Origin of the sequence: Rhodococcus sp. IEGM 1408, from assembly GCF_033142235.1 — a bacterium.
Taxonomy (GTDB): Bacteria; Actinomycetota; Actinomycetes; order Mycobacteriales; family Mycobacteriaceae; genus Dietzia.
This window is the reverse complement of record NZ_JAWLRW010000003.1, coordinates 112,020-132,741: the sequence shown is the minus strand read 5'-3', so window position 1 is coordinate 132,741 and position 20,722 is coordinate 112,020. Positions and strand designations below refer to the sequence as shown.

At 69.2% G+C, this 20,722-nt stretch carries 25 protein-coding genes, 1 tRNA gene and 1 riboswitch; of the genes, 21 read left to right on the top strand and 5 right to left on the bottom strand.

Going from position 1 to position 20,722, the window contains the following annotated elements:
• Positions 1-4 precede the first annotated feature (4 nt).
• The 3 genes from R4P08_RS05875 to R4P08_RS05865 are packed head-to-tail and all read right to left on the bottom strand — an operon-like array spanning position 5 to position 2,618.
• Positions 5-1,057 carry an ABC transporter substrate-binding protein gene (locus R4P08_RS05875; RefSeq protein WP_317812847.1) on the bottom strand — a complete coding sequence of 351 codons (1,053 nt, stop codon included), beginning with the start codon at positions 1,055-1,057 and terminating at the stop codon, positions 5-7.
• Positions 1,054-1,833 (bottom strand): ABC transporter permease, encoded by a 780-nt coding sequence (locus R4P08_RS05870; RefSeq protein WP_317812846.1) that lies wholly within the window; start codon positions 1,831-1,833, stop codon positions 1,054-1,056. Before R4P08_RS05870 ends, R4P08_RS05875 begins: the two co-directional genes overlap by 4 nt.
• The gene (locus R4P08_RS05865; RefSeq protein ID WP_317812845.1) at positions 1,830-2,618 is read right to left on the bottom strand and encodes an ABC transporter ATP-binding protein; all 789 of its coding nucleotides are present in this window, start codon (positions 2,616-2,618) and stop codon (positions 1,830-1,832) included. The genes R4P08_RS05870 and R4P08_RS05865 overlap by 4 nt, the downstream gene beginning before the upstream one ends.
• A gap of 33 nt (positions 2,619-2,651) precedes the next feature.
• Positions 2,652-2,749: riboswitch (TPP riboswitch) on the bottom strand.
• Positions 2,750-3,120: 371 nt separating this feature from the next.
• Here R4P08_RS05865 and R4P08_RS05860 point away from each other — a divergent pair.
• From R4P08_RS05860 to R4P08_RS05800, 13 genes are all read left to right on the top strand, one after another.
• Complete coding sequence (locus R4P08_RS05860) at positions 3,121-4,272, top strand: tyrosine-type recombinase/integrase (protein WP_317812844.1); 1,152 nt, start codon at positions 3,121-3,123, stop codon at positions 4,270-4,272.
• Between the two features lie 149 nt (positions 4,273-4,421).
• A complete protein-coding gene (locus R4P08_RS05855) occupies positions 4,422-4,643 on the top strand; it encodes a helix-turn-helix domain-containing protein (RefSeq protein WP_317812843.1) in 222 nt (73 codons plus the stop codon).
• A 5-nt stretch (positions 4,644-4,648) separates the two neighbouring features.
• On the top strand, positions 4,649-6,460 hold the full coding sequence (locus tag R4P08_RS05850) for an AAA family ATPase (RefSeq protein WP_317813117.1): 1,812 nt from the start codon (positions 4,649-4,651) through the stop codon (positions 6,458-6,460).
• Between the two features lie 379 nt (positions 6,461-6,839).
• On the top strand, positions 6,840-7,148 hold the full coding sequence (locus R4P08_RS05845) for a hypothetical protein (RefSeq protein ID WP_317812842.1): 309 nt from the start codon (positions 6,840-6,842) through the stop codon (positions 7,146-7,148).
• A 74-nt stretch (positions 7,149-7,222) separates the two neighbouring features.
• Positions 7,223-7,549: a WhiB family transcriptional regulator gene (locus R4P08_RS05840; RefSeq protein WP_317812841.1), complete on the top strand. Its 327-nt coding sequence runs from the start codon at positions 7,223-7,225 to the stop codon at positions 7,547-7,549.
• Positions 7,546-7,836 carry a hypothetical protein gene (locus R4P08_RS05835; protein WP_317812840.1) on the top strand — a complete coding sequence of 97 codons (291 nt, stop codon included), beginning with the start codon at positions 7,546-7,548 and terminating at the stop codon, positions 7,834-7,836. Before R4P08_RS05840 ends, R4P08_RS05835 begins: the two co-directional genes overlap by 4 nt.
• Positions 7,833-8,117 (top strand): hypothetical protein, encoded by a 285-nt coding sequence (locus R4P08_RS05830; protein ID WP_317812839.1) that lies wholly within the window; start codon positions 7,833-7,835, stop codon positions 8,115-8,117. The genes R4P08_RS05835 and R4P08_RS05830 overlap by 4 nt, the downstream gene beginning before the upstream one ends.
• A complete protein-coding gene (locus R4P08_RS05825; protein ID WP_317812838.1) occupies positions 8,114-8,557 on the top strand; it encodes a hypothetical protein in 444 nt (147 codons plus the stop codon). Before R4P08_RS05830 ends, R4P08_RS05825 begins: the two co-directional genes overlap by 4 nt.
• Entirely contained in the window at positions 8,554-9,051 is a 498-nt protein-coding gene (locus R4P08_RS05820) for a hypothetical protein (RefSeq protein WP_317812837.1), read from the top strand. The genes R4P08_RS05825 and R4P08_RS05820 overlap by 4 nt, the downstream gene beginning before the upstream one ends.
• Positions 9,052-9,204: 153 nt before the next feature.
• Positions 9,205-10,032, top strand: coding sequence for a phage major capsid protein (locus R4P08_RS05815; RefSeq protein WP_317812836.1), 828 nt, complete (start codon positions 9,205-9,207; stop codon positions 10,030-10,032).
• On the top strand, positions 10,029-10,199 hold the full coding sequence (locus tag R4P08_RS05810; RefSeq protein ID WP_317812835.1) for a hypothetical protein: 171 nt from the start codon (positions 10,029-10,031) through the stop codon (positions 10,197-10,199). The genes R4P08_RS05815 and R4P08_RS05810 overlap by 4 nt, the downstream gene beginning before the upstream one ends.
• 350 nt (positions 10,200-10,549) lie before the next feature.
• Positions 10,550-10,825, top strand: a complete 276-nt coding sequence (locus R4P08_RS05805; RefSeq protein ID WP_317812834.1) for an HNH endonuclease — start codon at positions 10,550-10,552, stop codon at positions 10,823-10,825.
• A gap of 478 nt (positions 10,826-11,303) precedes the next feature.
• Positions 11,304-11,873, top strand: a complete 570-nt coding sequence (locus tag R4P08_RS05800; protein WP_317812833.1) for a hypothetical protein — start codon at positions 11,304-11,306, stop codon at positions 11,871-11,873.
• Between the two features lie 111 nt (positions 11,874-11,984).
• On the opposite strand, the gene R4P08_RS05795 is transcribed toward R4P08_RS05800, so the two are convergent.
• Positions 11,985-12,057: transfer RNA gene (locus R4P08_RS05795), tRNA-Arg, on the bottom strand.
• A gap of 107 nt (positions 12,058-12,164) precedes the next feature.
• Here R4P08_RS05795 and R4P08_RS05790 point away from each other — a divergent pair.
• From R4P08_RS05790 to R4P08_RS05755, 8 genes are all read left to right on the top strand, one after another.
• Positions 12,165-14,195 (top strand): cytochrome c oxidase assembly protein, encoded by a 2,031-nt coding sequence (locus tag R4P08_RS05790; RefSeq protein WP_317812832.1) that lies wholly within the window; start codon positions 12,165-12,167, stop codon positions 14,193-14,195.
• A 171-nt stretch (positions 14,196-14,366) separates the two neighbouring features.
• The gene (locus tag R4P08_RS05785; RefSeq protein ID WP_317812831.1) at positions 14,367-14,891 is read left to right on the top strand and encodes a single-stranded DNA-binding protein; all 525 of its coding nucleotides are present in this window, start codon (positions 14,367-14,369) and stop codon (positions 14,889-14,891) included.
• Positions 14,892-15,020: 129 nt separating this feature from the next.
• A complete protein-coding gene (gene ettA, locus R4P08_RS05780) occupies positions 15,021-16,694 on the top strand; it encodes an energy-dependent translational throttle protein EttA (RefSeq protein ID WP_317812830.1) in 1,674 nt (557 codons plus the stop codon).
• A 4-nt stretch (positions 16,695-16,698) separates the two neighbouring features.
• Positions 16,699-17,148 (top strand): acyl-CoA thioesterase, encoded by a 450-nt coding sequence (locus R4P08_RS05775; RefSeq protein ID WP_317812829.1) that lies wholly within the window; start codon positions 16,699-16,701, stop codon positions 17,146-17,148.
• Positions 17,145-17,606: a thioesterase family protein gene (locus R4P08_RS05770; RefSeq protein WP_317812828.1), complete on the top strand. Its 462-nt coding sequence runs from the start codon at positions 17,145-17,147 to the stop codon at positions 17,604-17,606. The genes R4P08_RS05775 and R4P08_RS05770 overlap by 4 nt, the downstream gene beginning before the upstream one ends.
• Positions 17,603-18,088: an acyl-CoA thioesterase gene (locus R4P08_RS05765; protein ID WP_317812827.1), complete on the top strand. Its 486-nt coding sequence runs from the start codon at positions 17,603-17,605 to the stop codon at positions 18,086-18,088. The genes R4P08_RS05770 and R4P08_RS05765 overlap by 4 nt, the downstream gene beginning before the upstream one ends.
• Positions 18,085-18,765, top strand: a complete 681-nt coding sequence (locus R4P08_RS05760) for a hypothetical protein (protein WP_317812826.1) — start codon at positions 18,085-18,087, stop codon at positions 18,763-18,765. Before R4P08_RS05765 ends, R4P08_RS05760 begins: the two co-directional genes overlap by 4 nt.
• Positions 18,762-19,979 (top strand): site-specific DNA-methyltransferase, encoded by a 1,218-nt coding sequence (locus R4P08_RS05755; RefSeq protein WP_317812825.1) that lies wholly within the window; start codon positions 18,762-18,764, stop codon positions 19,977-19,979. The genes R4P08_RS05760 and R4P08_RS05755 overlap by 4 nt, the downstream gene beginning before the upstream one ends.
• Here the strand turns inward: R4P08_RS05755 and R4P08_RS05750 are convergent.
• A complete protein-coding gene (locus R4P08_RS05750; RefSeq protein ID WP_317812824.1) occupies positions 19,966-20,709 on the bottom strand; it encodes an SDR family oxidoreductase in 744 nt (247 codons plus the stop codon). The two genes, R4P08_RS05755 and R4P08_RS05750, sit on opposite strands and share 14 nt — an antisense overlap.
• Positions 20,710-20,722 lie beyond the last annotated feature (13 nt).

The window sequence follows — 20,722 nt, the reverse complement described above, 5'->3', positions numbered from 1 at the left end:
GCTTCTAGTCCGGTTGGGGCAGGTAGTCGTTGGTCGTCGCAGTGGTGCCATCGACCTCGGACTCCAGCAACCCGTTCGCATGCATCCACGATGCGTAGGCAGTCCAGGCCTGGGCCGATTGTGTCCCGAAACCCTCACCGGGTAGTAGTGCGAGGGTGGCGTCGATCATCTGCCCCAGCACGACCGGGTCGTAGGAACCCTCGGTCTCGGGGGTGAGGGAATCGACGGCGACCTGGCGGTCCCGCAGGGCCGTGGCCTGCCCGGCCGCGGTTCCGGCGAGGAAGCCGCGCACGCGCTCGGCGTAGTCGGCGTCGCTGCTCAGGCGGCTCGGGTTGGCGATGATCACCAGTTCTGCGTAGTCAGGGACTCCGAGTTCCGTGGCCGGCATGATGACGAAGTCGCCCTGGGCGTTGAGTTCGACCCCCTCGATATTGCGGAAGGCCCCGAAGATCGCATCCACCTGGTCGGTCAGAAGAGCCTGGTTCAGGCTCTGCTGCACGTTGGGAGCGGAGATCGAGCCCGGATCGATTCCGGCCTCCCGGGCGATGAAGTCGAGGGTCGGTTGCTGAGAGGCCAGGCCCGACAACCCCACGGTCTTGCCCTCCAGATCGGCTGCGGAGGCGATCCCGGAGTCCGTCCTGGCGATCAGCGAGGTCAGCGACGTCGGTATCAGCGCGGCGACCGAGACGACGTCGAGTCCCTGTTCTACGGCGATGAGAGTGTCGGGCTCATAGGAGATGGCCAGGTCGACACGTCCCAGGGACACTTCTCGGGCGGCGTCGGCCGTGTTGGACGGCGTCGTGAACGTCACGTCAACGCCGGCATCGCGGTAGGCGCCGGTGTGTTGTGCGGTGTACAGCGCCACATGATCGGGATTGGGGCTCCAATCGAGGAGCACGTTGACCGGTGCGCCATGGGTGTCGTCCGGCTCGGCGCTGTCCGGGGAGGTCTGACATCCGGTCAGAGCCACCGCGGCAGCGGCCGCGATCGCGAGCGAGCGGACACCGGGTCGTGTGCGGGCCCGGGTTCGGGGAGTCGTAGTTCTCGGTTCCGTCATGAGGGGTTCCTTTTCCCTGCGGGGGTATTCCACGGGCAGATCAGGCGTTCGAGGAGGGTCACGCTGGCCAGCAGGAGGCTGGACATCACTGTCAGCACGAGCACTTGGGCGAAGACGAAATCGGTTTGCAGCCGGGGGATCGCCTGGAGCATGAGGTAGCCCAGCCCATTGGTCGAGCCGGTGTACTCGGCGAAGACCGCTGCGACCGGGGCGAAGGTGACCGAGACGCGGAGGCCGGCGAAGCCGCGCGGCGCGGCGGAGGGCAGGCGCACCCGCCAGAAGAGTGACCCCCTGGTGGCATGCAGGCTCCGCAGCGTGTCGATCAGCCGGGTGTCGACGGCGCGGACGCCGGCGAGGAGATTGAGCGCGACCGGGAAGAAGCACAACAGGGCGACGACGATGACCTTCGGTGCCATGCCGTAGCCGAGGGAGATCGTCAGTAGAGGGCCGATCACGATGACCGGGATGGCCTGGGAGGCGACCAGCAAGGGGGTCATGGCCTGTCCGATGGTGGGCACGAACCCGCTGACGATGACCACGAACAGCGCGACGAACACGCCGAGCATCACTCCGACGACGGTCTCGGTGGCGGTCAACAGCGTGGCTGAGCCGAGTCGGCCGGGCCAGGTGGACACCAGCGAGTCGAGCACGGCCAGTGGCGCGGGGATGACGTAGTCGGGCACGAGACCGAACGCGGTCACCGAGATCCAGACAGCCAGGACGAGCAGGATCGTGACGCAGGCGGGACCGGCGGAACGGAGTAATCGCACGGTCATCGGGCAGCTCCGCCCTCGGCCAGGTGTGGTTCCCGCGCCAGGGACTGGAGCACTTCCCGGCGGGCGGCGGCGAATCCCTCATCGCCCAGGAGGGCCTCGCGGGGCCGGTCGTCGCTGAACCATCCCGGCCAGGCCGAGACCACACGCGCAGGGCCGTCGGCCTCGGTTCGCGCCAGCAGCACGACGCGTTCGGCCAGCAACAACGCTTCATCGACGTCGTGCGTGACCATGACGAGGGTGGCCGAGGTGCCGGTGATGGTCTCGCGTAGCCACTGCTGGACCTCCGCCCGGGTGATCGCGTCGAGCGCACCGAGCGGTTCGTCAGCCAGCAGCACCGGTTTACGCGCCAGCAGAGCGCGCGCGAGAGCGGCGCGCTGGCGCATGCCCGCGCTGAGAGCCGCGGGACGGGCGTCGGACCAGACGCCCAGACCCAGGCGGTCCAGCATGCGCTGGGCCTCGGTGCGAGCTGCACGCCGGCTCACCCGCTGGTTGCGGCGACTGATCGCGACGTTGTCGAGGAGGGTCAACCAGGGCAACAGGCTGTCGCCCTGCGGCATCAACGCGCAGGCTCCCAGGCGTCGTGCGGGCCGGTGTTCGTCGAGGACGACGGCGGTTCCGGTTGTCGGTTCGACGAGGCCGGCGATCAGCGACAGGAGCGTCGACTTGCCGCAGCCACTGCGCCCGACGACGGCGATGTGCTCGCCGACGGGGACGGACAGGTTCAGGTCTGCGAGAACCGGGCGGTGTGCGCCTGGATAGGTGTGTCCCAGACCTTCCAACGCCACTGCTGTGGTTCCCGGACGACTCACCAAAGTGCACGCCAGCGCATGTGACATCCCTCCGCTCGTGTGAACGAGTTCAGGTTCAGCGGGTGTGATCTCAGCCCCGTTCGGTAGGGGCACCCCGTGTCATCGGTGCCGATCCTGCGGATCAGCCCGAATCGCCACCGTATCATCGGCGAATTCCGCGAGCCGCTGCTGGCGCGTGATCGAGGAGCGGGAAGGCCGCCGGCCCACCCGTGCGACTTGCCGGGGTGACGGCGGGCTGACACACGCATCGGCGGGCGTGGAGGAAACCGTCGCCGACCTGCGGTAGAACGTGCGCCCCCGAGAGGATTCGAACCCCTCGTGAGTAGGCGAGCCGATCACCTCGGTGACCTGCGGTTACCGACCGTTTGACCAGGTGTGATGACACCGACCTTCATGTACAGTTGTGGACAAATAGGGGCATGTTCTAGCACCTATTCCCCACGGATTCCCCACGGGTCCACTACGCGAAGGCGACACGATGGCACGGTCGAAGGCTCGGACACGTCGGCGGTTCGGCGAGCTGGACAAGCTCCCCAGTGGGCGGTGGCGGGCGCGGTACACCGGCCCCGACCTACAGCGGCACAGCCCCGGCCGGACCTACCTGGCCCAGGACGACGCGGCCGGGTGGCTGCGGGCCGAGGAGTTGCTCGTCGAGCGGGGGGAGTGGACACCGCCGGCCGAGCGGCAGGCACGGGCCGAGGCCGAGCAGGTGGCGGCCACGCTTACCCTCGACAGCTTCGGTACACAGTGGCTCGCCTCCCGCGACCTACGGCCCTCGACCCGCGACACCTACACCCGCGTGTGGGCCACCCGCGTCCGGCCGTACCTCGGCACCGTCGCGCTGGCCGAGGTGACCGCCGTGGCCGTCCGTCAGTGGTGGGCCGACCTCGGTCGCGACCACGCCACCCCGACCCGCAACGCCCACGCGTACCAACTGCTGCGCGCAGTGATGAACACCGCCACCGAGGACGGCCTCGCGCCGGGCAACCCCTGCACCCTCAAGACCGCGGGACGCTCGCCCAAGGCCGGGCAGGTCGACTTGATCACGGTGGCCGAGCTCAACGCGATCACCGCCCACATGCCCGCCCACTACGCCGCCTCGGTGCCGATCATCGCGTGGTGCGCGCTGCGGTTCGGTGAGGCGACGGAGCTACGCCGGAAGGACATCACGGGCGGGGGTCGCATCCTGCGGATCCGCCGCGGGGTGACCTACGTCGGCGGTGAGTTCATCATCGGCCCGCCGAAGTCCTCGGACGGGATCCGCGACGTGGTGGTGCCGCCGCACATCGTGCCGATCCTCGCCGACCACCTCGAGCGGTACGTGGACGAGGACCTCGAGACGCTGGTGTTCCGTACCAGGACGGGGGAGCGGATCCTGTCCTCGACCTTCCGGGAGATGTTCCGCGCCGCCCTGCGCAAGGCGGGGGTGACCAAGGCCGTCAAGGTCCACGATCTACGCCACCTCGGCGGGACGCTGGCAGCGCAGGCGGGCGCGACCACCCGCGAGCTCATGGCGAGGCTGGGACATTCGACGCCGAACATGGCGATGCGGTACCAGCACGTCGCCGCAGGTCGGGACGCTGAGGTCGCGCGGCGCATGGCCGAGCTGGCAGGCGGCGGGGACCAATAACGCCCGAGGTGTGGACAACGGTAACCACACCGGTGTAACTTGGCCTTGGAAGTGACATCCGACCGCGTCTGAGCGCGAGTACCGGATCCCGACGAGAGCGAAAGACCTCCCGTGGCCCAACAAGGGGCGCACACTCAGGGAGTTCTTTCATGCCCGTAACTACTTCCCCCTCACCGCGGCGGTTGGTCTCCATCGCCAGCGCCGCCGAGGTGCTTGACGTTCATCCCAAGACGGTCCGCCGGTATATCAGCGCCGGCCGACTAACCGCGTACCGGCTCGGCACCCGCACGTTGCGCGTCGACGCCGCCGAGGTCGAGGCGTTCGCCCGGCCCATCGCCACCGCTGCGGACTCTGGAAACCCTGTCCGGTGACCGCCATGCAAGACGCCGTCGGGGCGATCCCCCCGACGGCGTCCAATGACCTGCTGCGATCAAGCCCAATAGTACCGCTCGCCGCCACGGGGGACCAGGGCCCGCGCGACCTGGGGTTCGTGTCCTCCACCCTCCACGCGGACACCGATGAGGCGGCCGTCCTCGTCGGCCGTACCTGCACGGTCGAGCAGCTCGACCGAGTCGCCAAGCACACCGGCGGTCGCGTGCTATCTACCGCCGCCAGTGCCGAGCAGGTCGCCGGCGGCGTGCTCAACCTCGGCCTGGCGCTGAGCGGCTACGGGGACGTGTGGATCCTCGGCACCGACCCGGCCGACCATCTCGACGCCATGGTGGACCGCCTCGTGACCGAAGTGGCCGAGGAGGACCGTCGGCCCCAGGACGAGGTCCGCAAGTACACCCGCGCTGACAGGCTCGCCCCTGACACGGACGTGCCCGCCCTGCTGGCCGCGGGGGAGCCCGTCACCGACATCCGCGGGGCGTACCTGTTCGGCCCCAAGCCCCCGCCGACGAGTCAGGCGGCCTCGACGACCGCGACCGTCGAACGCGACGAGCAGTTGATCGCGGACAAGCTCGCCGACCTCCGCAGCCGGGTCAACTCCCGGGAGCATCCCCCCAAGCGCCGCCGGTCCCTCGTGAAGGGTCTGCTCGACCAGGGTGACATCGGGTTCTTCGCGGGCCCTCCCGGTGAGGGTAAGACCGCGGGGGCCGTCGAGCTGGCGTGTACGTCGGCCACCGGCCGCCCGTTCGCCGGACGACGCACCCGGCGGGTCCGGGTGCTGTTCCTCGCTGGTGAGGGTGAGCAGGCGACCCGCGACCGGATCAGGGCGTGGGAGATCGCCAACCTCGGCCCCGATGAGCGCATCCCGTTCGATCAGCTCAGGGTGCTACCGGGGGCCGAGGACCTCCGAAACCCCCGCACCGTCGCCGCGCACGCCATGGTCCGGCTCATCAACGAGCTCGCCCCCGAGCTGGTGATCGTCGACACCCTGAACAAGTACACCGCCGGGATCAACGAGAACGACGCGGGCGACGTGTCGGCGTTCGTCAAGGTGTGCGACACCATCCGGCGCGGCCCCTCGACGCCGACCGTGGCGATCCTGCACCACACGCCCAAGAGCGGCGGGGACCTCCGAGGGTCATCGGTGCTGCGCGGCGCGGCCGACTTCATCTTCATGTTCAGCAAGGACGGCGACGAGTTCGACATCGCCACCCTCAAGCAGCGCAACCGCAAGGAAGATCCGGTCGGCCGGTTCACCATGGAGCAGGTCGACTGGACCGAGCCCATCGACGCCGAGGACCTCGAGCCGGACGACCTCGACGACGACGAGTTCATCGTCGACGGTGACGACGTGGCCAGGCGGGTGTCCTCCATCCGCGTGCTGTGGGACGTGTTCGGCCCCGCTGCGGTGGGTCTGCCCAAGCGCAAGGAGTACTCGGCCAAGTCCGGCAAGTCGGTGTCGCTGCGGGGAGGGTTCGACGGGCTCGACGAGTCCACCCTCACCCCTGGCCGGCAGATGCTCGCCGTCGTCATGGCGCTGGGAGGCGAGACGGGTCTCACCGAACCCCGCGCGCTCGAGGCGTTCCGCAGCCTGAAGAGTCGGAACAACTCCGAACACGATGCCCGGGCCGCGTGGGATGAGGCCCGCCGGGCGCTGAAGTTCCGGCGCAAGGGCAAGAGCTCCACGCGCGACCTCGTCCCCAGGGAGGACACCCCGTGGGTCTCCGAACCGGAGGTCGTGGCCGTCGCCAACCGACTTGCAGACCACCAGAACGCCGCCGCCGGGGGTGTGTCGTGAGGGGCCGAAATAGTGTCGCGCGAGAGTGTCGCGCGGAGGGTCAATGTCGCGCTGTCACTGTCGCGGTCGCGCACACTGTCGCGCGCCTACTCCCCGCAGCCTGTATCCGACCAGGTAGGACCACGTTTCCGCAGCCTTTGCAGACTGTCGCGCACTATGTCGCGCTTATTGTCACGGGCCCCGATGTGACGGTGGTGGGGAGGCACGTAGTGCCCCCACCGTCTCAGGGCGTCGCGCCGGAGGGGGATTCCAACCCCCAAACCTCCCCGGCTGAGGGGAGCACCGGCCGCGGGATAGACCCCCTGCGACGGCTGCGGGACCCACCCCGGGCGGCGGATACCTCGACCCCCACACCGACTACAGACCGGAGACCACCGTCATGAACGACTTCACCCTCACCGCCCCGGCTGCGGGACCTGTGCAGGAGACCATCGAGGACAACATCCTCGCCGCCCTCGAATACCTCCCGCTAGGCCGGGCTGAGGAGGACGTGTGCGCGGCGGCGTTCTACATCCGGCGCATGACCGACCCCACCGAGCGAGAGATCGCGGAGTGGCAGGACGCGTTCGACTACGCGCTCCACGACATGATCCGCGAAGGCAACATCGCCCAGCGTGTGGTCGGCGGGCGGGTGCGCCTCCTGATGCCGCTGTTTGCGTTCGTGCTCGACGACGAGGCCGACCGGTGAGCCCGGTCCGCGACGACCGAGTCCCTGTGGAGAAGTGGCCCACCCCGTACCGGCAGCCGAGCAGGGCGGGTCGTGTGAGCACGGCTGGAAACCTCCTACCGCGACCGCCCGAGTGGACCGAGGCCGCCGCGTGCACGGGGATGGCCCCGCTGTTCGACTCGCCGTACTCAGACGAGGACACGTCCGCATGGCTGGCCCGTCGCCGTGAGGCCATCGCCGTGTGCGGCACCTGCCGGGTGCTGCAGCAGTGCCGCGAGTACGCCGCCGAGAACGACCTCACCGGCGTATGGGGCGGCCGTGCCCACGGCAGTCAGCACAAGACGCACAGCGCCGCCTACCCCGATCGCCACCTGACCGCCCACCCCTACCTGACCACCGACGAACGGAGCACCACCGAATGACCCCCACAGAACGCCTGCCCGACCCGGCCGCGCGCATGTTCGTGCGGACCGTGATGGCCCGCTATCCGCTCGGTCTCTCGATGAGCGAGGCACGCCGCCGGTGCTCCCGCGCCGGGACTGTCTACACCGTCGACTCGACCGGCCGGAACGTCCACGAGGACTTCGACGAGGTGGTCGAGCACCTGCTCGCCGCCGGGCTCATCGAGCAACGTCTGATCGGCCGATCCGTCCGGCTGATCGACAGCAAGTTCCCCATCCACCCCGAAGAGAGCGAGTCCGCATCATGACCAACCTGACCAACCCCATCACCATCGCCGAGAGCAAGGTCGCCGCCGCGGAGTACATCCGCTGCATCCTCGACGGCGACGTGGGCACCGCGTTCGTGATGCTCCAGAGTCTCGACCTCGACGAGGCATACGCACTCGTCCTGGCGCTGGCCGGGCAGACGGCCGACGTGGTCCGCCGGGTGACCGACGACGAGGCGCACGCCCACCACGTCATCGGGATCTGGCGAGACGAGGCCGTGGCCGAACTCGCCACCGCCCGCACCGAGGGGGACGACGAATGACCATCGACCCCAACACCCTCCCGCCGCGCCACGACGACGGCGATCCTCGCGGCGTGCTGTGCTTCCAGGCCCCCTTGCCCCGGGAGCTCCAGAACGCCGAGGACAGCACACAGGCCGCTGACCGTGAGCGCACCTACGGCCTCGGGACACGGTTCACCCGCCCGGCCACGACGACCGAGGTCGAGTTGCTCACGGCCCTCGGATTCGTGGACTACCGAGGCGAGCCGCCCACGGCCGAGACCATGACGACCGTCTCGTGGGTCACCACCGGCGTCCGACGCCGCACGTGGCCCGGCCTGAGCGTCCCCGAGCCGACCCCCGCCCCGCCGGCCATCATCATCCCGCCGACCCCGGCCCCCGAGCCCGCACCGACCCCGGACCCGGCACCCGAGCCGGACCCGACCACCGACCCCACCATCGAGAGCGAGATCCCGTCATGACCGCACCCCAGACCCCCACCCCGCCCGCCGGCACCGACCCCGCCGAGGGCACACCGACCCCGCCCGAGGGCGCCGGCGGCAAGCCCGAATCCCGGCAGGACCGCCGCGATGCTCAGGCCCGTGAGCGTGCCGAGCAGCTCCAGACCGAGCGTGATGCTCTGGCCGGCCGTGTCGCCACCTTGCAGACGAGGGAGATCGAGGCCATTGCCGCGAACTCGCTCGCACAACCGACCGACCTGCTCGCCCTATCCGGGCACAGCCTGGCCGACTTCACGGACGAGGATGGCGAGATCGACCCCGGGCTGGTGGCCGCCGCCGTAGAGGAGCTGATCGAGGCCCGGCCCGGTCTTGCCAAGGGTGCGACCATGCCCCGCAAGTTCCAGGACTGGGGACATTCCAGGTCCAACGACATGCACGCCCCGGGCGGCGGCGGATCGCGGACGTGGGCGGATGCGTTCAAGTCCGCGGGCCGGGGAGGACAGCACTACACATAGCGTCACTGTGACGATGTAGCATGAGGGGCACGGTCGACCGGCGGGATGCTGGAGGCCGTGCCCTTCATTCGTCGCTGGGAAGCGACACACCGCCTGGCCGCGTGAGTATCCCGCCCGGGCATTCCCCGTAGGACGATGCCCAGGAGGCACCCCATGCTAGACACCACCGCTGGCCGCGCGATTTTGTCGCCGGAAGATGTAGCCGCATTCCTCGTTCGTCCGGTCGAGGCCGAGTCCCTGCCCGGTCTCGTCGGAACCGTGATCGGCATGTCCGGCAACTCGCTGCGAGCCCCGGCGATCCAGTCCGACCCGGCTGCGCAGTGGGTTCACGAAGGCGCGGAGATCGCGGCCTCGGATGCCGTGTTTGCCGAGGTCAGCGCCCCGGCCCGCAAGGTTGCCGGTCTGAGCATCGTCTCAGCCGAGCTCGCGGCCGACTCCTCGCCGAGCGCCGTCGAGCAGATCGGCAACGGCTTGAAGAGGGACCTGATCAGGCAGCTGAACAAGGCCCTGGTTGGTGCCCTCCCGTCCCCGGCCCCAGTTGGTCTTGGATCGCTGACCGGCGTGACGACCGTCGCCGCGGGCACCGGCTGGACCAGCGCCGATGTGTTCGTCGATGCCGTCGCGGCCGCCGCCAGCGAGGGTGCGACCATCGACAGCTGGATCGTGAGCGCGAGCGACTACGTTTCCTTGAGGAAGATCCGCGTCAGCTCGGGCTCGAATCAGAGCCTCATTACCCCGGACGCGGGCGGCGGCATCACCGTCGAGGGCAGGCCGGTTCACGTGAGCTCGGACCTCGCCCCCGGTGTCGTGTGGGGCATCCCCAAGGATCGCCTGATCCTCGGTTTGAGGGAGGATGCGGAGATCGTGGCCGACAGCAGCGCGTTCTTCTCGAGCGACCGGATCGGCATCCGCGCGACCCTGCGCGCTGCGCTGGTGTACCCGCACGAGGCGGCGCTGATCAAGATCGTGACCACCCCGTGAGCGCCGCCCGCGAGGACCTGTCAGACGTGACCGTGACCGCGCCGAGGGTCTGGCACGGCGGTCGCCTGGTCGAGCGCGGGACCGTGCTCGCTGGGCTCGCCGTCAAGGATGCCGAGGCGCTGGCCGCCGCGGGTGTCGGCACCGTCTACAGGCCCCCGGCCCGGTAGACCACAATCTCCCGGCCGTGCACCTCGCGCGGTAAGCTGGTCGGGAACCGCAGTCCGGGCCGCATACCCGGACACCGCGGGGCGGGTAACTTCTGGCCCGCCGCACCCACCGCCCCCGGTCTCCTCGTGAGGCCGGGGGCGGTGGTCTGTCCCCTCGAGCACCTCGACCTGTGCCACAGGCCCTAGACCCTGCACACCACCACCACCACCACCACCACCACCTGGAGGACCCCATGCCCCGAGCACCACGCCGTTGTTCCTCGTGCGAGACCGAGCTGGTCCGGCCACCTGCGAAATATTGTCCGGGCTGCACCAAGGCCAAGCAGTGGGCCGGGTCGAACCGTGGGCCCGTGACCGCCGGACGACCGTGGCGCAGGGTCCGCGCGGCTGTGCTCGACCGTGACGGGCACCAGTGTGTCCAGTGCAGGTCGACCGAGCACCTGGAGGCCGACCACATCACGCCCGTTGCCAAGGGTGGCACCGATGACCTCGAGAACCTGCGCACCCTGTGCCGCCGCTGTCATCGGAAGGTCACCGCGGCCAAGGGTGGCAGCGCCCCGAGGTCCCGGGCGGTCGACCATGACCTCATCGACATGAGCGAGAGCCGACGCCTGCGCGACCGGTGACGCTGAGCCCCTGACGGCCTCTCGACCTCGCCCCCTCCCTCGGACCCATGGCGCGGACGGGAGGCCGTCAGCGTGGACGCTGGCCGGTGCAGCGAGAGGGGTAGGGGGGAAGGTCCCCGCCCGGGGGCCCTGTACAGCCGACCCGATCTGCGAAATCTGTTTTTTACGGGCTGGGGACATTGATGGTGACACGTCACCTAGGTGTCCCCAGGGGTCGGTTTCGACCCCGTAGACGCCCCTGAGTTCACCTGTACGGGCCGTGGGAATGGTCCAGGTACACCCGGGAGTCGCTGGTCACAGCGGGGAACTGAGCGGGAACCGGCCGAACCCGAGGGGTTCCCGGCGCTCGGGAGCTCCCAGAATCAGCACAGGGTCACGGCTGAGGGTCGCCGGGCGGGGGAGGGTGGACCCCTGGGGTGGGGTGGTCGATCCCACGAAACCGGTACGCGCCTCTGCGGTGGGGAGGATCGTGGTGGGCATGAGAATCGAGATGAGTAAGGACCTGGAGTGGTCCCGGACGTTTGGCTGCTACCACGGGTACGCCCCGTTTCATGTAGTGCTGGCTGCGCTGCACTTGGATCCGGGACAGCACTTCGATGTGTCGGTCGTCGAGCGACTCTCCGGCGAGGAGGGAACCACGTGGCGCTTCGCTTGGCTCCATGAAGGCGTTCTAGGGATCGTCGAGTCGTCCTCTGCCATCGAGGACTGGTCGCGGTCCACAGATGCGAAACTCGCGGATCAGCCGGCGGACACACGGACGCGCCTTGTGCCACTCAAGACGGTCGACACTTTGGACTCGAAGATCACGGACCAGCATTTCGAGCATTGGCATAACCGCCCGCTTCCGGGTGACCAGACGCTTGGCGGAGAGTTTCATTTCCACGCCACCGTCGATCTCTTGACCGGTGACACGAGCGTGTTCCGGTTCCCGCTGGTCCCGCCGACGGGATCCGCGATTGACCACCACCCGACCAAGCAGCGCGACCGTGAGCGCAGCGAGGAGTTCGAGGCCGCGCTGGTGGGGGCTTGGAAAGAAGCATCGAAGTAGGGCGAATCCCCACGGCCCGCCCACGTCGGGAATGGTGACCGACTCCCCACGGATTCCCCACAGGCTGCGGAACGCGGACTAGAAACCCATTCTGAACAGCGCGAACCTAAGCGCCCCCGAGAGGATTCGAACCCCTGACCAGCCGGGTAGAAACCGGATGCTCTATCCACTGAGCTACGGAGGCCTGCGACGCACTCATCGAGCGTCGCCGCGAGAATGGTAGCCGATCCGGGGGTGCGCTGAGCAGGCGCGAATCGGACCGGGGGCGGCGGGGTTCCTACGATGGAGGCCATGACGTCGTCGAAGTCGGCCCCCGCCACCGTCGGGCCGCTCAAAACCCGCAGCGTGGTGCCGGTGGTGATCCTGCTCGCGGTGGTGGCCGCGGCGGTGGTGGTGCCGCTCGCGCGGATGTCCACTGATCTGGCGCTCGAGCTGGTGGGCGTCCCGGATCCGGGCGTGCTCACCACGGCCGGGCTGCCCGCGGTCCGGGCGATCGGCGAGGTGCTGGCGTCGGTGGCGGTGGGGATGGCGATGTTCGCCGCGTTCTTCACCCCGCCGCAGAAGGACAAGACCCTCGACGTGGACGGCTACCGCGCGCAGCAGATCTCCTCCTGGGTCAACATCGCGTGGGCGGTCGCGGCGGCGCTGCTCATCCCGCTGACCCTCTCCGACGTCTCCGGGCGCACGTTCTGGCAGTCCCTGCCGCCGGACCAGTGGCTGGTGGCCATCACCCAGATCGACGTGGCGTCCTCGTGGCGCTGGTCCGCGGTGATCGCCCTGGTGGCGGGGATCGGTCAGCGGCTCACCCTGAGCTGGCGCTGGTCGGTCATCTGGCTGGGCGTCACGGTGCTCTCACTCCTGCCGGTCGCCGCCACGGGCCACTCCTCGGGCAGCACTGCTCACGATCTCGCGACCAACTCGCTGATCATCCACCTGTTCGCCGCCGCGTTCTACGTGGGCGGACTCGTCGCGGTGATCGCCCACACGCTGCGCGGCGGCTCCCGCGTGGCGCTGGCCCTGCGCCGCTATTCGGTGGTGGCCACCGTGGCGATCGTCGCGCTCGGGTTCTCCGGGGTGATCAACGCGGTCGTGCGCCTGCACCCCGCCGACCTGTTCACCTCGACCTACGGGCTGCTGGTCGTGTCCAAGGCGCTGGCCCTGGGCCTGCTCGCGGTGTTCGGGCTGGCGGTCCGCCGCAGGATCATCCGCCGAATCGAGTCCACATCGGCCAACGCCCCGGTGGACCGGGCCGCGCTCCTGCGGATCGTCCTGGTCGAGTCCGTGGTCATGGCGGGCACCCTGGGCCTGGCGGTCTCACTCGGCCGCACCCCGCCGCCGGCGCCGCTCTACGTCCCGACCCGGCAGGAGGCCCTGCTGGGCTTCGAGTTGCCGGGGCCGTTCTCCTTCGAGACGGTGTTCGGTCTGTGGCGCTTCGACCTTGTGTTGGGTCTGGCCTCGGTGATCCTGCTGGGGCTCTACGTGTGGGGGCTGCTCACGTTGCGCCGCCGCGGCGACTCCTGGCCGGTGGGCCGGACCGTGGCGTGGGTGCTCGGCTGCGTGTTCCTCTTCCTCACCACCAGCTCCGGCATGGGGATGTACATGATGGCGGACTTCGCCAGCCACATGGTCGGGCACATGATCGTCTCGATGCTGGTCCCGGTCCTGTTCGCCCTGGGCGGGCCGTTGACGCTGGCGCTGCGCGCACTCCCGGCGGCGGGCCGCGGCAACCCGCCGGGCCCTCGCGAGTGGATCGTCGAGTTCATCAACAACCCGCTCTCCCGATTCCTCACGCACCCGATCGTCGCGTCGGTGCAGTTCGTGGCCGGCTTCTACCTGATCTACTTCGGGGGCTTCTACGAGGCCCTGGCGTCCGAGCACCTCGGTCACATGTTCATGAACGTGCACTTCCTGATCAGCGGTTACCTCTTCTACTGGGTGATCATCGGCGTGGACGCGGCGCCGCGGCAGTTCTCCCCGATGTACAAGCTCATGGTGCTTCTCGGTTCGCTGCCGTTCCACGCGTTCTTCGGGATCATGCTCATGAACTCCAAGACCGTGCTGGCCGAGGGCTGGTACGCAGGGATAGGGCTGCCCTGGATCCCGGATCTCCTGCAGAGCCAACAGGTCGGTGGAGGCGTGGCGTGGGCGGCGGGGGAGATCCCGCTGTTCATCGTCATGCTCGCGCTGGCCTGGCAGTGGTTCCAGACGGACATGCGCGAGGCGCGGCGCTCCGAACGGCAGGCCGAGCGCGACGACGACGCCGAGCTCAAGGCCTATAACGACATGCTGCGCGAGATGTCCGAGTCCGACCGCCGGCACTGAGCCCGCGCACCTCGTCGTCGCCGGTTCGGCCCGTCATCCACACCCCCGTCTCTCTCCACAGGACGGCCACCGCGGGCGGTATAGACCGCGGGGGACGACGACGAGGTGGGGCACTCTCTCCACCACGAGGGGCGACACCAGGTCGGTCCCAGTGTGAGTAGGAGCAGGCCCATGAACGAGACCCAGTCCACCGTCCGCGGAACCGTGATCACCGACCCCACCACCCGCCGGGTCGGTGACGACCAGGTGTTCTCCTTCCGGGTGGCCAGCAACACCCGCTACCAGGACCGCGCCACCGGGGAGTGGAAGACCGGCGGCACCCTGTACTTCTCCGCCAACTGCTGGGGCCGGCTCGGGCAGCGGGCGGCGGGCACCCTCTGCAAGGGCGACGGGATCATCATCCACGGCCGGTTGCTCACCAACGAGTACGAGAAGGACGGCCGGCTCCTCCGGGACCTGGAGATGCGGGTCACCGCCCTCGGGCCCGACCTGTCCCGGATGGACGTGACGGTGCGCCGGGCGACGTCGGACGAGTCGGCGCCCGCGACCGGAGGCGACCATGGCGAGGGACCGGCCGAGGGCCCGGGCGAGCCCCCGGACCCGGAGGAGGTCATGCGCCTGGGATCACAGGACGACGACGGTTCGGAGCCCGCTCAGGACCGCCCGGTCGAGTTCGCGGAGGTGGCGCGGGTCTGATGGACGACGGGGGCTCCGGCCCCGGTGTCGGCAGTGGCACCGGGGCCGTGGGCGGCCACGTAACATGGGGGTCGTGCCCGCGGTGTTCCCGCGGCGATGTGAACGATTTGCGCAGGTGAAAGGGCAGAAGTGGCCGAGTTTATTTACACGATGAAGAAGGTTCGTAAGGCGCACGGGGACAAGGTGATCCTCGACGACGTGACGATGTCCTTCTATCCCGGTGCGAAGATCGGCGTCGTGGGGCCCAACGGCGCCGGCAAGTCCTCGATTCTCAAGATCATGGCCGGTCTCGACCAGCCGTCCAACGGTGAGGCCTTCCTCGACCCCGAGGCCAGCGTCGGCATGCTGCTGCAGGAGCCGGTGCTCGACGAGTCCAAGACCGTCAAGGAGAACGTCGAGGACGGCCTCGGCGAGACCATGGTGCAGATCCGCCGGTACAACGCGGTCGCCGAGGAGATGGCGACCAACTACACCGACGAGCTCATGGAGGAGATGGGCACGCTTCAGGAGGCGCTCGACGCCGTGGACGCCTGGGACGTCGACTCCCAGATCGAGCAGGCGATGGACGCCCTGCGCTGCCCGCCGGGGGACTCGCCCGTCACCCACCTCTCCGGTGGCGAGATGCGTCGCGTCGCGCTGTGCAAGCTGTTGTTGAGCAAGCCCGATCTGCTGCTGCTCGACGAGCCCACAAACCACCTCGACGCCGAGTCGGTGCTGTGGCTCGAGCAGCACCTGGCCGCCTACCCGGGCGCCGTCCTGGCCGTCACACACGACCGGTACTTCCTCGATCACGTGGCGCAGTGGATCTGTGAGGTCGACCGCGGCCAGCTCCACCCCTACGAGGGCAACTACTCCACGTACCTGGAGAAGAAGGCCGAGCGCCTGGAGGTGCAGGGCAAGAAGGACCAGAAGCTGCAGAAGCGCCTCAAGGCCGAGCTCGAGTGGGTCCGCTCCGGCGCCAAGGCCCGGCAGACCAAGTCCAAGGCCCGCCTGGCCAAGTACGAGGAGATGGCGACGGAGGCCGAGAAGCACCGCAAGCTGGACTTCGACGAGATCCAGATCCCCACCCCGCCGCGCCTGGGCAACGTCGTGGTGGACGTGCAGAACCTGGAGAAGGGCTTCGACGGCCGCGTCCTCATCAAGGACCTGTCCTTCACGCTCCCGCGTAACGGCATCGTCGGTGTGATCGGCCCCAACGGTGTCGGTAAGACCACGCTGTTCAAGACCATCGTGGGTCTCGAGGAGCCGGACGCCGGGTCGGTCCGGGTCGGCGACACGGTCAAGCTCAGCTACGTGGACCAGGGGCGCGCGAACATCGACCCCGAGAAGTCGGTGTGGGAGGTCGTCTCCGAGGGTAACGACTTCATCGAGGTCGGCCAGAACGAGATGCCCTCGCGGGCCTATGTGAGCGCCTTCGGCTTCAAGGGCCCGGATCAGCAGAAGAAGTCCGGCGTCCTGTCCGGTGGCGAGCGCAACCGTCTCAACCTGGCGCTCACCCTCAAGGTCGGCGGCAACCTGATCCTGCTGGATGAGCCGACAAACGATCTCGACACCGAGACGCTCGGCAGCCTCGAGAACGCACTCGAGGAGTTCCCCGGTTGTGCCGTGGTCATCTCGCACGACCGCTGGTTCCTCGACCGGACCTGTACCCACATCCTCGCGTGGGAGGGCAACGTCGCCGAGGGCCAGTGGTACTGGTTCGAGGGCAACTTCGAGGGCTACGAGGAGAACAAGATCGGCCGCCTCGGCCCCGACGCTGCGCGCCCGCACCGGGTCACCCACCGCAAGCTCACCAGGGACTGAGCAGATGGGGTCTCTGGTCGAGCCGGCGTCGGGTGCGCGAGGGGCCGTGCACCGGGTCCACATCCCGCTGCGCATCGCCGATTTCGTGGGCATGCACGTCAACAACGTGCGCTTTCAGGAGTACTCCCAGGACGCGCGGTTGATCTGGTTCCGGGAGAAGTTCGGCGTTCCCGGATCCCGTGTGCCGATCTCGTTGGCGCGCTGGATGGAGATCGATTTCCGGCGCACCATCGGGATGGGCGCCACCGAGGTCTGGGTGGATGTCGAGGTACTCCGGGTGGGCCGGACGTCATTCACCATGCGTACCTCGATCGGCTCCGAGACCACCGGTGCGGAGCCGTGCGCGGTCGTGGACACCGTCCTGGTGGTGACGGCGCCGGACGAGACCACGACGCTCGAGATCACCCCCGAGGAGCGCAGCGCGCTGCTCGGTGGCCCGGAGGAGGCGGTATGAGTTCCACGGAAGGCGCGCTGGACGCCGGGACGTTCCGCTGCACCCTGCAGGTGCGGTGGGCGGACTTCGACCAGTACGGGCACGTCAACAACGTCAAGTACATCGAGTACGCGCAGGAAGCCCGCATCCTCTTTGTCCGGAGCAGATTCGGGCCGTTCGGGCTCGGGAACCTGCCGCAGGTCGTGCGCCGGTCGGAGATCGATCACCTCCGGCCCGTCCTGCGGGACTCGACATCGGTCGACATCGAGATCGAGGTGGAGCGTGTCGGGACGACCTCGTACACGATCCGGCAGACGATCTTCGACGCCGCCGGCGAGACCTGCTGCGTACTACGTGTGGTGATGGTCGCCTATGACACCTCCACCTCGACTGCCGTCGAGATCCCGGCCGGGGTGCGGAACGTCCTGGAGGCCGCGACCCAGCGCGCGGCGATCACCGACCAGGGCCCGGCCCGGTGACCGAACAGCTCGTCGTGGAGACCGGGGGACCGCTCGGCGTCTCGGGGGAACCGGGCCGCCAGGTGTTCGTCGCGGCGATGCCCGTCCGCTGGTCGGACCAGGATCTCTACCACCACGTCAATCATGCGCGGATGATCACCCTCATCGAGGAGGCCCGCATCCCGTGGCTCTTCGAGCAGGGCAAGCCGACGGCCACCCTCACCGCCGGCGCGGTGATGACCGATCTCGCCGTGAAGTACCGCGGCCAGATCAAGCACGCTGACGGCCCGATCCGGGTGCGCATGTGGTGCGAGAAGGTCGGCGGGGCCATGTTCGTGGCGAGGCACGAGGTCCGTGGGCGCACCACCCCGGACTCGGCGCCCCCGGCGGTCGACTGCACGGCCACCATCGCGGCGTTCGACCTCGGCACCCAGCGGCCCCGCCGATTCACCCGCCCTGAGCGCGAGCACCTGCTGGAGTTCCACCACGAGGGCCCGGCATGACTCTTCCCTGGGCGGGGGCCGGGCAGATCGCGGTGCCCGATCCCGCCGACCGCGAGGATCTGCGCACTCTCCTGCGCCGGCTGCTGCGGCTCGACGAGGCGACGGTCGTCCGCCTGACCAGCGGGAACGACGGCAGGATGCGGGTGTGGGCCCGGACCCCGTTCGGTGCGCTGGTGGTCCGAGGGCTCGGCGGACACTGCCCCGGCGGCGACGTGGTGTGCGGCGCCGACCACCTGCTCACCCAACTCGACATCCTGCCCCGCGGGGACCGCGACGGCCTGGTCGATCCGGGGATGCCCCTCACCTCGTCCTGGCAGGGGCTGCTCCCGCCGACCGACGGGTTCCAGTGTGTCGAGGACATCCCCGCGCAGATCCTGCTCGACCTCACCGAGTCCGGGCGCGCCGCCGCGCGGGAGAACGCCGGGCCCGCCGGGTTGCCGCCGTCGCTGCTCGACCAGGAGGCGCTCACGGTGCGCGCGGACAGCGAGCACCCGGTGGGCGTGGACATGCGGACCGTGTTCTCCCTGGTGATGTGCGGTTTCGTGCCCGAGCGGGCAGGTCGCACACCGGAGGGTGAACCGGTCCGGGTGAGCGAACGCGGCGCCTGGTTACGGCTGGACGCCCGCTACGGCAGCGTGTTCCGTCGCACTGACGCGCTGACGCTCGAACCGCGGTGACGGCACAGGGTTTCTCCGTCTCCTGGCCCGGCCGGGGGGATCCCGAGGTCGTCGGCGCGCACGGCCCGTCACCGGAGATCGCCGCGATCTTCCGCGATGCCGAGGACCGGGCGACCGGCGCCGTGCTCATCGGCGACGGGGCGCGGATCACCGAGTCCGGTGCCGCCCTGGACGCCGTGGGACTGGCCCCGGCGGGGGCACAATTGGTGTATCTGGACCCGCCCTACAACAGAGGCGGCCGCTTCGACGGCTACCACGACAACATGCCCCGACACGAGTGGCTGGGCTACATCGAGCGGCGCCTGGCCGTGGCGCACGGCCTGCTCGCGGAGACCGGAACGGTCTGGGTGCACCTCGACGACGCCGAGGCGCACCGCGTCCGCTGTCTCCTCGACGACGTCTTCGGCACCGGGGCGTTCATCGCCGATCTGACCGTGGAGAGCAACCCGAAGGGTCGGCAGCTCGACAAGTTCTTCGCCGGATCCCACGACCGGCTCATGGTGTACGCCCGCGACCCCGAGCGGGTGCGACTGGCGGGAGGGGTGGCGTCCGGGGTCGACCCCGCCGACTTCCCGCACACCGCCTCAGACGGCGTGAACTTCCGCCTGCTCCCGTTGCGCAACACCAACAAGCGGTTCAACCCGCGAACCACGCCCACCATGACGTTCCCGCTCTACGGTGATCCGGACACCGGAGCGGTGTCGGTGGAGCCCGCAGACGGACTGACCGAGATCCTGCCGGTGTTCGGCGACCTCAGCCCCGCCGTGTGGCGGTGGTCCCGCGATCGCGCGCAGGAGCGCTGCGATGAACTGGTGTGCCGGGTGGTCAAGGGGCGGGCGGGACGCCGGGTCGACATCTACCAGCGCGACCGGCACGAGGTGGGCCGGATCAAGAAGCTCAAGTCCATCTGGCTGGCCCAGGAGGTCGGGTCCACCGACAGCGCCCGGGCCGAGCTGCGCGCGGCGGGGGTCGACGGGTTCCGCACGCCCAAGCCGGAGGCGCTGATGCGACGGGTGGTGGAGTTGGCGACCGAGCCGGACGATCTGGTGGTGGACCTGTTCGCCGGCTCGGGGACCACGGCGGTGGCGGCCCGCGATCTGGGCCGCCGCTGGGTGGCGGTGGAACGCAACCCCGAGACCGTCCGCAACGTGCTGCTCCCGAGGCTGCGCGCGGGCGACCGGCCGCCGACCGGGTTCGGTCCTACCGGAGTTTGACGCTCCCGCCGTCGACCATCAGCGTCTGCCCGGTCATGTAGGAGGCGTCCTCACTGGCCAGGAACACCGCCACCCGGCCGATGTCACCCTCGGGGTCGCCGAAGCGCCGCATCGGGGTCCCGGCCAACAGCTGCTTCTCGATACCGGGATTCGCCTCGATGTAGGCCTCGACCCCCTCGGTGAGCGCCAGCGGCGAGATCACGTTGACGTTGATCCCATCGCGCGCCCATTCGTTGGCGGCCACCCGGCTGATCGCCCGGATCGCCTCCTTGGCGGCGGCGTACGAACCCTGGGTGGGGCTGCCCTCGATCCCGGCGCCGGAGGCGAAGTTGATCACCGAACCGCCGTTGGCGGACAACTGCGGGTGCGCGGCTTTCATGAGCCAGAAGGTGGGGTAGAAACCGGTGTTGAACGACAGGTCCAGCATGTCCTGGGTGGTCTCGAGCAGCGGCGCCTGCCGGGAGGCGTGGGCATTGTTGACCAGGGCGTCGACCCGCCCGAATGCCTGGACTGCGGTGGAGACGATGCTCTCGGCGTTGGCCTCGACAGAGATGTCCGCGTCCAGGAAACGCACCCGGTCTCCGAGCTCGTCGACGAGCGCTGCGCCGGCCTGGGCGTTGATGTCCACGGCGAGGACGGAGGCGCCCTCCTTGACGAACGCTCGGGTGATGCCTCGGCCGATGCCGCCGGCAGCACCGGTGACGATCGCGACCTTCTCCGTCAGCCTCATGGTTTAATCCCCA

Bases quoted from the DNA above. Each gene is read 5' to 3' on its own strand.
- R4P08_RS05750 (WP_317812824.1), bottom strand. From the start codon at position 20,709: ATGAGGCTGACGGAGAAGGTCGCGATCGTCACCGGTGCTGCCGGCGGC.
- R4P08_RS05850 (WP_317813117.1), top strand. From the start codon at position 4,649: ATGCAAGACGCCGTCGGGGCGATCCCCCCGACGGCGTCCAATGACCTG.
- R4P08_RS05830 (WP_317812839.1), top strand. From the start codon at position 7,833: ATGACCAACCTGACCAACCCCATCACCATCGCCGAGAGCAAGGTCGCC.
- R4P08_RS05760 (WP_317812826.1), top strand. From the start codon at position 18,085: ATGACTCTTCCCTGGGCGGGGGCCGGGCAGATCGCGGTGCCCGATCCC.
- R4P08_RS05825 (WP_317812838.1), top strand. From the start codon at position 8,114: ATGACCATCGACCCCAACACCCTCCCGCCGCGCCACGACGACGGCGAT.
- R4P08_RS05790 (WP_317812832.1), top strand. From the start codon at position 12,165: ATGACGTCGTCGAAGTCGGCCCCCGCCACCGTCGGGCCGCTCAAAACC.
- R4P08_RS05770 (WP_317812828.1), top strand. From the start codon at position 17,145: ATGAGTTCCACGGAAGGCGCGCTGGACGCCGGGACGTTCCGCTGCACC.
- R4P08_RS05845 (WP_317812842.1), top strand. From the start codon at position 6,840: ATGAACGACTTCACCCTCACCGCCCCGGCTGCGGGACCTGTGCAGGAG.
- R4P08_RS05785 (WP_317812831.1), top strand. From the start codon at position 14,367: ATGAACGAGACCCAGTCCACCGTCCGCGGAACCGTGATCACCGACCCC.
- R4P08_RS05860 (WP_317812844.1), top strand. From the start codon at position 3,121: ATGGCACGGTCGAAGGCTCGGACACGTCGGCGGTTCGGCGAGCTGGAC.
- R4P08_RS05870 (WP_317812846.1), bottom strand. From the start codon at position 1,833: ATGACCGTGCGATTACTCCGTTCCGCCGGTCCCGCCTGCGTCACGATC.
- R4P08_RS05800 (WP_317812833.1), top strand. From the start codon at position 11,304: ATGAGAATCGAGATGAGTAAGGACCTGGAGTGGTCCCGGACGTTTGGC.
- R4P08_RS05815 (WP_317812836.1), top strand. From the start codon at position 9,205: ATGCTAGACACCACCGCTGGCCGCGCGATTTTGTCGCCGGAAGATGTA.
- R4P08_RS05855 (WP_317812843.1), top strand. From the start codon at position 4,422: ATGCCCGTAACTACTTCCCCCTCACCGCGGCGGTTGGTCTCCATCGCC.
- R4P08_RS05835 (WP_317812840.1), top strand. From the start codon at position 7,546: ATGACCCCCACAGAACGCCTGCCCGACCCGGCCGCGCGCATGTTCGTG.
- R4P08_RS05775 (WP_317812829.1), top strand. From the start codon at position 16,699: ATGGGGTCTCTGGTCGAGCCGGCGTCGGGTGCGCGAGGGGCCGTGCAC.
- R4P08_RS05820 (WP_317812837.1), top strand. From the start codon at position 8,554: ATGACCGCACCCCAGACCCCCACCCCGCCCGCCGGCACCGACCCCGCC.
- R4P08_RS05875 (WP_317812847.1), bottom strand. From the start codon at position 1,057: ATGACGGAACCGAGAACTACGACTCCCCGAACCCGGGCCCGCACACGA.